The organism is uncultured Gilvimarinus sp., assembly GCF_963975215.1.
Taxonomy (GTDB): domain Bacteria; phylum Pseudomonadota; class Gammaproteobacteria; order Pseudomonadales; family Cellvibrionaceae; genus Gilvimarinus.
The window spans coordinates 52,540-64,775 of the sequence record NZ_CAXBFW010000013.1 but is presented as its reverse complement, the minus strand read 5'-3'; the positions used below and the strand labels follow the sequence as shown (position 1 = coordinate 64,775).

10 protein-coding genes are annotated in these 12,236 nt (G+C 54.6%); 5 read left to right on the top strand and 5 right to left on the bottom strand.

The features are described 5' to 3' along the window. Positions 1-10 precede the first annotated feature (10 nt). The 3 genes from AAC019_RS10335 (at position 11) to AAC019_RS10325 (ending at position 3,940) form a co-directional block, all read left to right on the top strand. On the top strand, positions 11-607 hold the full coding sequence (locus AAC019_RS10335; protein ID WP_339898754.1) for a LemA family protein: 597 nt from the start codon (positions 11-13) through the stop codon (positions 605-607). A gap of 27 nt (positions 608-634) precedes the next feature. Further along, positions 635-2,557, top strand: a complete 1,923-nt coding sequence (locus AAC019_RS10330; RefSeq protein ID WP_339898753.1) for a M48 family metallopeptidase — start codon at positions 635-637, stop codon at positions 2,555-2,557. Between the two features lie 102 nt (positions 2,558-2,659). Next, positions 2,660-3,940: an aminotransferase class I/II-fold pyridoxal phosphate-dependent enzyme gene (locus tag AAC019_RS10325; protein WP_339898752.1), complete on the top strand. Its 1,281-nt coding sequence runs from the start codon at positions 2,660-2,662 to the stop codon at positions 3,938-3,940. Positions 3,941-5,177: 1,237 nt separating this feature from the next. Here the strand turns inward: AAC019_RS10325 and AAC019_RS10320 are convergent. Both AAC019_RS10320 and dinB read right to left on the bottom strand, forming a co-directional pair. Next, positions 5,178-5,606 (bottom strand): biopolymer transporter ExbD, encoded by a 429-nt coding sequence (locus tag AAC019_RS10320; RefSeq protein WP_339898751.1) that lies wholly within the window; start codon positions 5,604-5,606, stop codon positions 5,178-5,180. A gap of 205 nt (positions 5,607-5,811) precedes the next feature. Continuing rightward, on the bottom strand, positions 5,812-6,882 hold the full coding sequence (gene dinB, locus AAC019_RS10315; protein WP_339898750.1) for a DNA polymerase IV: 1,071 nt from the start codon (positions 6,880-6,882) through the stop codon (positions 5,812-5,814). A 296-nt stretch (positions 6,883-7,178) separates the two neighbouring features. On the opposite strand from dinB, the gene AAC019_RS10310 reads away from it, so the two are divergent. Further along, on the top strand, positions 7,179-7,955 hold the full coding sequence (locus tag AAC019_RS10310) for a hypothetical protein (protein WP_339898749.1): 777 nt from the start codon (positions 7,179-7,181) through the stop codon (positions 7,953-7,955). A 140-nt stretch (positions 7,956-8,095) separates the two neighbouring features. Here AAC019_RS10310 and AAC019_RS10305 read toward each other — a convergent pair whose 3' ends face one another. The 3 genes from AAC019_RS10305 to AAC019_RS10295 form a co-directional block, all read right to left on the bottom strand. Continuing rightward, positions 8,096-8,893, bottom strand: a complete 798-nt coding sequence (locus tag AAC019_RS10305) for a hypothetical protein (protein ID WP_339898748.1) — start codon at positions 8,891-8,893, stop codon at positions 8,096-8,098. A 1-nt stretch (position 8,894) separates the two neighbouring features. Further along, a complete protein-coding gene (locus AAC019_RS10300; RefSeq protein ID WP_339898747.1) occupies positions 8,895-9,578 on the bottom strand; it encodes a flagellar brake protein in 684 nt (227 codons plus the stop codon). Between the two features lie 260 nt (positions 9,579-9,838). Continuing rightward, complete coding sequence (locus tag AAC019_RS10295; protein ID WP_339898746.1) at positions 9,839-10,531, bottom strand: cyclic nucleotide-binding domain-containing protein; 693 nt, start codon at positions 10,529-10,531, stop codon at positions 9,839-9,841. 360 nt (positions 10,532-10,891) lie between these two features. Between AAC019_RS10295 and AAC019_RS10290 the strand changes: the two genes are divergently transcribed. Beyond that, complete coding sequence (locus AAC019_RS10290) at positions 10,892-12,112, top strand: TonB family protein (RefSeq protein WP_339898745.1); 1,221 nt, start codon at positions 10,892-10,894, stop codon at positions 12,110-12,112. The last annotated feature ends 124 nt before the right edge of the window (positions 12,113-12,236 follow it).

The window sequence follows — 12,236 nt, the reverse complement described above, 5'->3', positions numbered from 1 at the left end:
GGATTGCCACATGGACATAAGCACAATTGTTGTACTCGTTATTCTCGCCGGGCTGATACTGTACGTTATCAGTGTTTACAACCAACTGGTGGCCTTAAAAAACCGTTTTGAAAACGCCTTTGCACAAATCGAGGTGCAACTAAAACGGCGCTACGATCTCATCCCCAATCTGGTCGAGACTGCCAAAGCCTATATTACTCACGAGCGCGAAACCCTCGAGGCGGTCACTCAGGCACGCAATCAGGCTATGTCTGGCTTACAGGCCGCATCGGCCGCCCCCGGTGACGCCGCCGCCATGGGCCAGCTGGCCGGTGCCGAAGGCGCATTAAGCAGTGCCCTGGGCCGCCTAAACGTAGTCATGGAAGCCTACCCCGACTTAAAAGCCTCAGCCAATATGCAACAAGTATCCGAGGAGCTAACCAGCACCGAAAACCGCATTGCCTTTGCCCGTCAGGCCTTTAACGACTCGGTGATGAACTACAACACCTACAAGCAGGGATTTCCGCCCGTTGTGTTAGCCGGCATGTTCGGCCACGCGCAAGATGCCAGCCTACTGGAGTTTGAAGACAGTGAAGCCATCGCCGAAGCCCCTAAAGTGTCGTTTTAAACGGGCGGCTTTAGCGGCTAACCATCGATGAACTTCTTTGAGCAACAAGACATTGCCAGGCGCAACACCAAGCGCCTGGTGGTGCTATTAATTCTTGCCGTTTTATCCCTGATCGCAGTGACCTCGGCGATGTTTGCCGGTGTCATGCTCTATCTGCAAACCAACAACAGTGCGTACCACATAGAAACCGCCGGGCTGGGTTTTTGGTCAAGCCTTGGCACCTTGCTCGACTGGCAAACCGTCAGCGGAATCTCCATGGTTGTTATTACCGTGGTATTGATCGGTGGGCTTTTTAAGTATCAACAACTGCGTCGCGGTGGCCGGGTTGTGGCCGAATCTCTGGGCGGGCGCCTTATCAACACCGATACCCGCGACGCCAACGAGCGCAAGCTGCTTAACGTCATCGAAGAAATGGCCATTGCCTCGGGCGCGCCGGTGCCTCCGGTGTACTTAATGGAGGAGTCCGCCATTAATGCTTTTGCCGCCGGCCACACACCGCAAGATGCCGTTATCGGCATCACCCGCGGCTGTATCGAGCGGCTGAGCCGCGACGAACTGCAAGGCGTTATTGCCCACGAATTCAGCCATATTTTTCACGGTGATATGCGCTTAAATATGCGCCTAGTCGCTTTGTTAAATGGCATTTTGTTGCTCGGGTTAATTGGCCACTTTATGGTTCGCGGTGCCATGTACAGCAGCATCGGGCGCTCTAATCGCGACAATAAAGGCAGCGGTATCGCCATTGCCGGTATCGGTTTAATTATTGTTGGTTACGCCGGGACGTTCTTTGGCAACATTATTAAAGCGGCGGTAAGCCGCCAGCGAGAGTTTCTTGCCGACGCCTCGGCGGTGCAATTTACCCGCGACAACAGCGGCATTGCCGGCGCGCTAAAAAAGATTGGCGGCGCCAGTGCCGGCAGCAAACTCGAAGCCGCTCACAGCGCCGAATTCAGCCATATGTATTTTAGCCAGGGGGTCAGCACCGCTTTTAATAGCCTTATGGCCACCCACCCACCGCTTAGCGAGCGCATTAAACGCATTGAGCCAAACTGGGATGGCGAATTTATTGCAGCCTCTGCCCCCGAGCCCGAAATCAATAACGAAACAAACAATACCACGATAGACCGCGAACGCTTTTTTAAGGCCAGCGTACTCGCCGCCGCCGTCGAACAGATGGGCGAGACCTCCAGCGAAAATTTATCTCAGGCGCAGCAACAGCTGCAACAGATTGGCGAGCCGCTGCGCGACGCAGCTCACTCCCCCATCGGTGCCTGCGCTATCGTATTTGGGTTGCTGCTCGACACAGACAACAGCGATTTACGCCAACGCCAGTGGCAATCGCTCGCCGATCACTACAGCAAAGCGCTACTCCACGAATGGCGCAACACGGTAAAGCAAGCGGCCACAGTCGATGAACTGGACCGATTAGCTCTGCTGGAGTTATGCCTCCCGGCATTAAAATCTTTAAGTGAGCCGCAGGGCCAAACTTTGCAAAAAGCGATGGACACACTCATCGACGCCGATAATAAAACCGACTTGCACGAGTGGAGCTTGCGCCGCATCGTTACCCATCACTTAAACGAGCCCGACTTTCACAGTCAGCATAAACAACTGCGCCAAATGCGCAGCAGCTGCCAGCTGGTACTGTCTTATCTCGCCCACGCGGGCAACGACAACACGGCGGAGGCCACCCAGGCTTTTAATCAAGCGCTCGAGCTATTGCGCATGAACGAGCTGCCAATGCTCGACAAATCACAACTGAACACCGCGGCGCTGGATAACGCCCTAAACGAGTTAAACCGCACCCGCCCGCTGCAAAAACCGCAGCTGTTAAAAGCCATGATGCGCACCATCGAGTTCGACGGCAAAATCACCGCCGCCGAGGCCGAGCTGTTTCGCGCCATTGCCGATAGCCTAAACTGCCCGGTGCCGCCGCTGGCGAGACAATAACCCCACTCAAGTAGTAGCCAACACTTAACAGAGCGCAGCGGTGTTGTATAATGATGCCCCTTGCGCTCAATGCGCCCCGCAACCAACTATTGAGGTGACCCCTTGCAACTGGATCAAGCCACTGTCGAACAACTGCGTGAATGGGAAGCTGAACTGGCCGGGCAATACCAAGCCATTGTCGCCAAACAGCTCAGCCTTGATGTCACTCGCGGCAAGCCGTCCGCCGAGCAACTGTCTCTGTCGGACACTTTAGATGGCGTACTCGAAGGCCAATACATAACCGACAACGGCACCGACACCCGCAACTACGGCGGCATCGATGGCATTGCAGAGGCCAAGCGATTGGGTTCAGACCTGATGGGCGTGCCCAGCAGTCACATCCTGGTCGGCGGCAACGCCAGCCTGACCCTGATGTACCAAACCGTACTCACGGCGCACCACTTTGGCTTAACCGGCCCCGACAGCGCCTGGAAAAACGGCCCGGCACCTAAAGTAATCTGCCCGGTACCTGGTTACGATCGTCACTTCACCGTGTGTGAGCAGCTCGGCATCGAGATGGTCACTGTCCCCATGACCGCGACCGGCCCCGACATGGATGCGGTAGAAGCCCTGATCAAATCAGACAGCAGCATCCGCGGCATGTGGTGCGTGCCCAAGTACTCCAACCCAACCGGTGTGGTTTACTCCGACGAAACCGTCGACCGCATCGCGCAGCTGGGCAAAATCGCCCACGCCGACTTCCGCGTCTTCTGGGATAACGCCTACGCCGTGCACGATTTAAACAGCAACGGCCCAGAGCTGGCCTCGGTGTTTGACGCCTGCGCCAAACACGGCACCGACAACACTGTTATCCAGTTTGCCTCGACCTCAAAAATCACCCACGCCGGCGCCGGTGTTGCCTTTATGGCGGCAAGCGACGCCAACCTCGCGGGCATTAAAAAATTCCTGGGCGCCGCAACCATCGGCCCCGACAAAGTCAACCAGCTGCGCCACGCCCAGTTTTTACCCAACCGTGCCGCGCTGATGACCCACATGCAAAAACACGCCGAGTTGCTGCAGCCGCGCTTTGACGCCGTATTAACCGCCCTCGACAGCGCTTTTAGCGGCACCGATTTAGGCAGCTGGGAAACCCCACAAGGCGGCTATTTTGTCTCGTTTGACACCCGCCCAGGCTGCGCCAAAGAGACCGTGCGCTTAGCCGCCGAAGCCGGCGTTAAGCTTACCCCGGCCGGCGCCACCTTCCCTTACGGCAACGACCCAGACGATTGCAACATCCGTATCGCCCCATCCGTGCCCTCGGTCGAGGAAGTGGTAGGCGCCATGGAAGTCTTCGTCACCTGCGTTAAGCTAGCGTCGGTACGCCAGGCGCTCAGCCAACAGTAAGCCTCTTTCACCGGCCTGCAGCGCAGGCCGGTGCCCCCTCCCCCAGAGCAGACTCCCCTAACTAAAGGCAGCGCCATTCCGGGCGCAGCGCAGCCTTGACGCTGGATTATGTGCAGGTTGCACGAATGCTTGCGGGAGCCGGGATAGTTAGAACCTGCTCAGTGACTTGGGACGGGGGACGGGGGACGAATGAAGGGGCACGAAGAACGGAGTGACTTCAACCAACAAAGTCACTAGATTCCCGCATCCGCGGGAATGACGAGATAAGGGGCGCTAGATTCCCGCCTGCGCGGGAATGACGGGATGCAGGATGCTAGATTCCCGCCCGCTTGGGAATGACGAGCCAAATTACTTTGGATCCCGAAAGGAGCCGGGAACGACGATAAGCGTACCCAACTGCACTACTCCGTCATCCCCGCGAAGGCGGGGATCCAGTGACTTTGCTGGTAGCTAATGCACAATGCCGACGGGAGCAGGGAGAGCCGACCCAGTGACTTGGGACGGGGACGGATGAAGGGGCACGGAGAACGAAGTGACTTCAACCAACAAAGTCACTAGATTCCCGCATCCGCGGGAATGACGAGATAAGGGGCGCTAGATTCCCGCCTGCGCGGGAATGACGGGATGCAGGATGCTAGATTCCCGCCCGCTTGGGAATGACGAGCCAAATTACTTTGGATCCCGAAAGGAGCCGGGAACGACGATAAGCGTACCCAACTGCACTACTCCGTCATCCCCGCGAAGGCGGGGATCCAGTGACTTTGCTGGTAGCTAATGCACAATGCCGACGGGAGCAGGGAGAGCCGGCCCAGTGAATTGGGACTGGGACGGATGAAGGGGCACGGAGAACGAAGTGACTTCAAATAACATAGTCACTAGATTCCCGCCTGCGCGGGAATGACGGGATGCAGGACGCTAGATTCCCGCATCCGCGGGAATGACGAGCCAAAGGGCGCTAGGTGCCCGGCTGATAACCAAAGCTCCCAACTACCCTACAGCGTCATCCCGGACGTAGTGAAACGAAGATCCGGGATGACGTGCAGGATGCACAAATGCAGGCGTGAGCAGGGATAGCCAGAGCCTGCCCAGCGCCTTAGGGCAACCGCGTAAACTCCAAGCTCTCCAGCAGAAAACGACGTTTATTCTTCACGGATCAAGCGTGCGAATAATCAAATGCCAGGCATAAAAAAACCACCCGAAGGTGGTTTTTTTAGCGTATAGACGCTACGTCGAGGATTTAGTTATCTTCAACCGGCACCAATACAACCGCGGGCGCTTTGGCAGCTTTAGCGGCATCAGCCACGGCCACATACACACCAGCATCGGCTTTATTATTCGCCTGAATAATCACCGACGCCTTGGGCAGCTCGGCCCGCATCTGGGTGATGTTAGAGCGTACCGATGACTCGTCAATACGACGGCGGCCATTCTCTCCAAATACCCAAATTTGGTTATCAGCGGTAATCTGCACCAAAATATTGGGGTCAGCGTTTGGCGGTGGTGGCTCATCGTTCTCTTCAGGAACATTCACATCAAGACCGACTTCTTTTACGAAGGACGCGGTCACAATAAAGAAGATCAACATGATAAACACAACGTCGAGCATCGGCGTCAGGTCAATCTCGTTACTTTCTTCAGAGTTACGGCTCTTTTTTCTACGACTCACCGTACACACTCCCGTTATTATGCTAGTGGATGGCAGATATTTAGGCGGACAATACTACCAGCTTGTTTTGACCCTGACTAACCATTTACCACAAATTTGTCCGCAAATATTCGTAAACCCGGCGACATGTACAGATTTTAACCTAAAAATCAGGTGCCACGCACCATTATCGGGCAACTGTACGCCGCCCCTTCCTTTACGGACGCTAGCGGCCAAACAGCCCCAGCTGCTCTACCCCGGCGGCGGGCGCTGCAGCCTGCTCGGTAAGCCTGACCCCCACCCCCAATAAACGCACACTGCCATCATGGCGGTTCGCGGCCTCGTGGATCAACCCGGCAAAGCTATTGTAGCTAAACTCACCGTTGGCGCGCTCCAGGGTAGTGCTGGAAAAGTCCGCAAACTTCACTTTCACAAACGCCTTACCCACACCGTACTGATCGGTCAGTTTATCGATACGCACCTGTAGCCGCGCAATCAACTCAGCCAGATAAGTCTCACACGCCTCGGCCACAGGCATGTCGTTCGCAAAAGTCTGCTCGACACTGACAGACTTGCGCTGGCGCTCGCGACGCACTAAGCGTGTATCAATGCCGCGGCTGCAATGGTACAAGCGCGAGCCAAACTGGCCAAAGCGTTGGCACAAGTCGCGCTCATCAAAGCGTAATAAGTCGCCACAGCTTTTTACCTGCAGTTGCGCCAGGCGCTCCCCGGTGACTTTGCCTACCCCCGGTATGCAGTTAACGGGTAACGCGGCAACAAACTCAGCCACTTGCTCTGGCCTGATTTCAAAAAGACCATCTGGCTTGCGCCAATCGCTAGCCACTTTTGCCAAAAACTTATTAGGTGCCACCCCCGCCGACACAGTAATGCCCAACTCTGCCGCAACCCGCTCGCGAATTTGCGCTGCAATACCACGGGCACTGTTGCTATCACTCACAGTATCCGTCACGTCCAAAAACGCTTCATCTAACGATAAAGGCTCAACCAAATCCGTAAACTGATGGAAGATGGCCATTATTTTTTGCGATGCCTCGCGATAGTGCGCCATGCGATGGGGCAAAATAATCAGGCCGGGGCATAACCGCAATGCGTACGCCGACGCCATAGCCGAACGAACGCCAAATTGCCGCGCCGGGTAATTGCAGGTTGAAATAACGCCACGCCGATCCGGTCGACCTCCGACGGCGATCGGACGCCCGTGTAACGACGGGTTATCACGCATTTCAATCGCCGCAAAAAAACAATCAGCATCACAATGGATAATAGTGCGCTGCATAGTCAGCCCCAAAACCTGTACATAAAAACAGGGTTAAGTAAGCCATTAATTGCGTAGCGGTGCAAACCCTAATATAAAATTTAATCGGTAAGCGGCTAATAGAAACCCGTAAAACTAAAAAAAACCGCCTTAAACACAAAAAAAATCCAATAAAGCGATTAATTTTTCCTAAAAAACCAATTTTTTTGGTAAAAATGTCGTAAAATGCTTGAAATTCATACACAAAGTTTTAACGTACTACTCACCCGGATATTATCCACTCACTTTTTTGTTCACAACAATAAAGGAAGCTCACCATGGCTGCTCGTAAAACTAAAGCTGTTGATACAGTTGCACAATTGGAAAAAGAACTGGCGCAATTGCAAAACCAGTTAACCAAAGCCCGCACCGCAGAAGAAACAGCTGCGGCAAAAGCGGTTCAAACTCAACAAAAAGCAGTAACGAAAGCAAACAATGCTCTCAAATCTGCCCGCACCAAACTGGCTGCGGCTAAAAAGAAAAAAGCCACTGCGGCTTCTGCTAAGCAAGTAACCGCAGCAAACGCCGCGGTACGCAAAGCCCAAACCGATGCCAGCAGCGCCAAAGCTACCCTGGCCGAGCTGAAGCAATCGTTGAGCTCGATCAAAGCGTCTAACCGCGTTGCCGCTCAGTTTGCCAAAGCCGACGCAAAAGCTAAGGCCGAAGTCGCTAAAAAGCAAAAAGCGGCTGACCGCAAAGCAGCGGCTAAAGCAAAAGCAGCTGCTAAAAAAGCCGCTGTGCGCCAAAAAGCGGCCGAAAAGAAAGCGGCTGCCAAGGCTAAACTGGCCGCTAAAAAAGCCGCCGCCAAAGCAAAAGCTGCCGCTAAAAAAGCAGCGGCAAAGCAAAAAGCCGCCGAGCGTAAAGCCGCTGCCAAAGCCAAACTAGCGGCTAAGAAAGCCGCCGCCAAAGCAAAAGCCAAAAAAGCGCCAGCCAAGGCAAAAGCAGCAACTAAAGCAAAGCCGGCCGCTAAAAAGGCGCCCGCTAAGCGCGCTGCAGCTAAAGCACCCGCTAAAAAAGCTCCAGCCAAGCGCGGCCGTAAGCCAAAGGCTAAGTAATACTTAAGCTAACAGGCTATAGCCAATAAAAAGCCCGTGACAACTCGGTTGTCACGGGCTTTTTTACACCCGGGTATCGCTGTTTGAGGATATTATCGCTCTACCCCAAAGGCGCCCACGTTACATTAGGCACGCTATAATCAGTCAGTTTTTGCCTCGGGGCTTGACGCGGCCTGCACCAAAGCACGCGGATGAATCTCAATGGCCACGGTCTCACCCTCTGTCTCGGCATCGCAAAAGGCTCGGTATTTAAGCGCCTGATCATTTAGGTTACGTGCGTTAAAGTCTATCGCAAACCTTACCCGCTCGGGGGTAACCGTTGGCGCCGGCTGCGTCTCGGTTAGCCACTCTCGCCCGATCATGTCATCGGTTTGCAGCGCCAACTGCGCCTGACATTTTTGCCATAACCTGTTACGCCGCGCCTGCTCTTTTTGCTCCGCCAGCAATTGTTCGCGCTTCAGGCGTTCGGCTTCGCGCTCGGCGGCCACCTGTTGTCGCTCCAGCTGCAGGGCGTCAATCTTGGCCTGACGCTCCGCCGCTAACTGCCGGGCCAGCTCCCGCTCTTGCTCGTATTCGGCGGTCAACTCGGCAAAGCTAATGCGCCCGTCGGCTCGGGTATCGTCCATTACCTCCAGGCTTTGCCCATCAATATGCCAGCGATAGGTTTGACCGGCCGAATCGCGGCACTGATAGCGAAACACCGGATGAGTCAGCGTACTTTCGTCAATATTTAGGTCGCCCGATAAAAACTCAGCGCAGTGCTCATCGGCCGCCATCAGGCGGGCACCATCGAGCATAGAAGGAAGGTAACGCAAATAGGTGTGAGGCAAATGAAGCTGGTGCACATCGACATCATCATTAGCGCTTTGCGCCTGGGCGGTACTCATAGTCAGCGCAAGCGTCAGGGTAAGCCCCAAGCCTAGGTTGGCCACAAACAATTTAGTGCAGCTCCCGCGGCATTTGTTCTTCAACCATTCGCGCAAAAACATAAGCGTAAAGTACCAGTAGAGCGTCTTGATCGCGCTCGGTAAATTCGACTCCGTACACGGCCGGCAATCCTTGGGCATGCTCTTTAGTACTGCGCTCAATGCGCGAGCGCACAACCGCCGTGGCAGTCAGTTGTTTGGTCAGACCGGCTATTAATACATCGGCCGCCAGCGTCAATGTATCGCCAACATTAACCACCGCCTCGCGCAGCTCTAATCGAGCCCCGGATATACTAATATCGGCAAGGTTGCCATGAGTCTTAGCGTTCGAAAGGTCATCCTGGTTGGTTACCGCCACTTTTAAATCCACCGCCACCCGGGTCGCACCGCGAATGCCTTTGAAAGTTACAGCCTCGGGGTAGCTAACATGCAGTAAGGGGTACGGCTCGGAGGTTTGCGCTTCAACCACAGCCGCAAACAAACCGATACCGTTTGCCACCATGATACGCACCGCAAGCTTTTGTCCCGCTCGAAAACGTGCAGTTTTACCAGCGGCACGAGGCACGCTAAAAATCAAGCTACGCCCCGGTAACGCCCCGATCAAACGTGAGGTAAAACGCTCAGGCTGCCCCGAGCTATTGGTCACTTGCAGCTGCAGCGTGGTGCCATAGGGCAGTTTAAGGTCGGAAAATTCCATAGTCGTTATTAGGTAGTTATTAAGTGGGTCGTTAGGATAATGGTAGAGCATTAGGGGTGAGCTAAGCGGAGCGACACTTAACCAAAGCCGAATGAGCCGCTGACGACAAAGCGCCGTAAAGCGTCTCGCCAATTTTGCTAAGTATCACTCAATTAACACCTGCGGAGCAAATCGCCACACCAAAGCCGTCTTATCGTTTTTTTGGCAAGGCGCGGCGTGCCCTAACCGCCGCACGTCACCCAGGGAAATACTCCCCTTGCTTAAAGGCGCCCTAGTGCTTTTAGCAGTCGGTCGTTAACCATCGGCTCATCATGCACCAGCGCCCCAAAGCGATTATTCCAGCTGAGCAACAAAGCGGCCAGCTTGCAGGCTTGTTCGTGCAGCGACTGCAGCTCTTGCAGGCAATCTTTAGGGCCCACGTATAACTTTATTGCGCGGTGCTCATTCGCCAGCGGTGCCTCCGGTTGCATCGAGCGGTACACCTCAAGTTTCCAGCGCAGGTTGTGGACGGTATTGCGATAATACAGCAGCTTGGTATGCAGGCTGATGGGGGAGGTCGCGCTTAACTCGCCAAACACACTAAAATCGGCGGCAAACACCATCGCCTCGCGGCTGTTGTGGTCCGCCACGATGGTCGCCGAGCGCGGCTGGTGCGTTAGCCGAGCTAAATCACCAAACACTTCGCCGGGAGTAATCATGTTAACCGGCTCCCCTTTTAGCGCTTCACTGGGGTACACAGCCAGGCAGCCTTTTAGCAAAAAATACAAGCTCTGGTCGCCATCACCACGGTGTACAACAACCTCCCCGGGTTGATAAGTAATAATACGCGAGTGGGCCAACAAGACCTCAAACTGCCCCAAATCGTGCTGGCGAACGGCTTTAAAAAAGGGAATGGCCGAGAGCAGCTGATCTACTGTCTCGCGCTGGAACTTTTGAATGAGTTTTATCTCCATACGCCGGTCGATCATCTCCGCGGTCGGCAACAATTTTTGGGGTTTTTATAACCGGATGACCAGATACCCCGCCTAACAATTCCTCTTTACACTTTATAACGGTGATAATTGCCTAGTGCAAATATTGATTGCCGATTTGACGCACTAAACTTTTCTAGGAGGCTGTTTTTAGGTAGAGTACCAGCCTATAGCTTAAAAAAGAGCCAAAGCAGGAATGTATTGCCGAAAGTCGCGTGTCCGCCTAGTCTGACGCTACTACCGCTTTACACCCACCTTGCAAAAGGCTCACTCATGCCAGCTGCTCAATGCCCTGATCACTGGCACTTGCCGATAACCCAAGAATAAAGTGAAGCGAGCCCTATGCGTACACTCAGAGTCCCTGTTTACTGGATCCTAGCCCTGTTATTTTTTAGTGCTAACGGAGCACTCGGCGCGCCCTTGCTAAATGGTATGGCGGTGCACCAAGAGCTAAGCCGCGATCAATTTATAGGCGCACTCTACAGTGAAACCCTAAGCAGCGATGCCAGCGAGCTGTTGGCCGCCGACCACCCCATGCGCATGGAGTTAAAAATTACCGCCGAGCGGGGTATTGCCGCACGTAAATTTAGCCGTATGTGGATCGAGGGCATGGCCATTAATATTCGCGGTAGCGCCCTTACCGAGCAAGCCGACAACATGGTGGCTTTTACCCAGATGTTTCAGGAGCGCCTGCTAGAGAATGACCACGTGGTCTTCGCTTTAAACCCAGGTGAAGGTGTCGCCATCAGCGTCAACAGCATCACTCTGGGCACCATCCCCGACGACAACTTTTTTGGCCTGCTTCTAAGTACCTGGCTGGGCCGGGTACCATTATCGTCCACCTATCGCGAACAACTGTTGGTCGCCGGTGACGTTAGCGCATCGCTAACGGGCCGCTACGCAAGCATTAGCCCCACCCCCGAGCGTATCGATCAGGTCGCACTGTGGGGCGCGCCTGAGCCCGAACCAGAGCCAGAACCCGCACCGGAGCCAGAGCCCAAAGAAGAAGTCGCCGTAGCACCAGTCGTCGTGCCAGCAACAGCGGTGGCCAACAAACCAAAAATTGAGATCCCACCAACACCCTCGGCCACCCCAAGCACCGCCAGCGAGGCCAGCAGCGAAGCGACACGAGTCGAAAGCTCTATTGCCGCGGTGGCCAGCAGCTCTTCAAGCGTTGCCAGCAGTACCGCACCGGCCGCGCCCAAAGAAGAGCCCGTTGATGAGTCAGATGAGGACTTTGTACCAACCTTTACCGCCGAATCGATTCTTGCCAACCAGCGCTACTTCTCAAACCTGGTACGCAAAGTACAAGGCGAGATCAGCTATCCTCGCCGCGCGATGCAACGCGGCTATGAGGGCTCAATTCGTATCGCCATCAGCATTAACCGTCAGGGCGAGCTGCTAAATGCAACCTTGATTGAGCAAACTGAACACGACATGCTAAACGATGAAGCGATGGGCGCCGTAGAGTCCGCCGAACCCTTCCCTGAGGTGCCAGAGCTAATCACCGGTCAAAGACACGAATTTACGATCCCGATTACTTTTACCCTACAGCAGCAATAGTAAAAAGCGCGGCCAAGGCCGCGCTTTTTGGTTCTACAGAAACTAGATTCCCGACCGTGGTCGGGAATGACAATCAAAGCACCCAACCACACTACAACGTCATCCCGGACGTAGTGAAACGAAG

Coding starts and splice junctions, on each gene's coding strand:
- dinB (WP_339898750.1), bottom strand. CDS start 6,882: ATGCAGCGCACTATTATCCATTGTGATGCTGATTGTTTTTTTGCGGCG.
- AAC019_RS10335 (WP_339898754.1), top strand. CDS start 11: ATGGACATAAGCACAATTGTTGTACTCGTTATTCTCGCCGGGCTGATA.
- AAC019_RS10300 (WP_339898747.1), bottom strand. CDS start 9,578: ATGGAATTTTCCGACCTTAAACTGCCCTATGGCACCACGCTGCAGCTG.
- AAC019_RS10310 (WP_339898749.1), top strand. CDS start 7,179: ATGGCTGCTCGTAAAACTAAAGCTGTTGATACAGTTGCACAATTGGAA.
- AAC019_RS10295 (WP_339898746.1), bottom strand. CDS start 10,531: ATGGAGATAAAACTCATTCAAAAGTTCCAGCGCGAGACAGTAGATCAG.
- AAC019_RS10290 (WP_339898745.1), top strand. CDS start 10,892: ATGCGTACACTCAGAGTCCCTGTTTACTGGATCCTAGCCCTGTTATTT.
- AAC019_RS10330 (WP_339898753.1), top strand. CDS start 635: ATGAACTTCTTTGAGCAACAAGACATTGCCAGGCGCAACACCAAGCGC.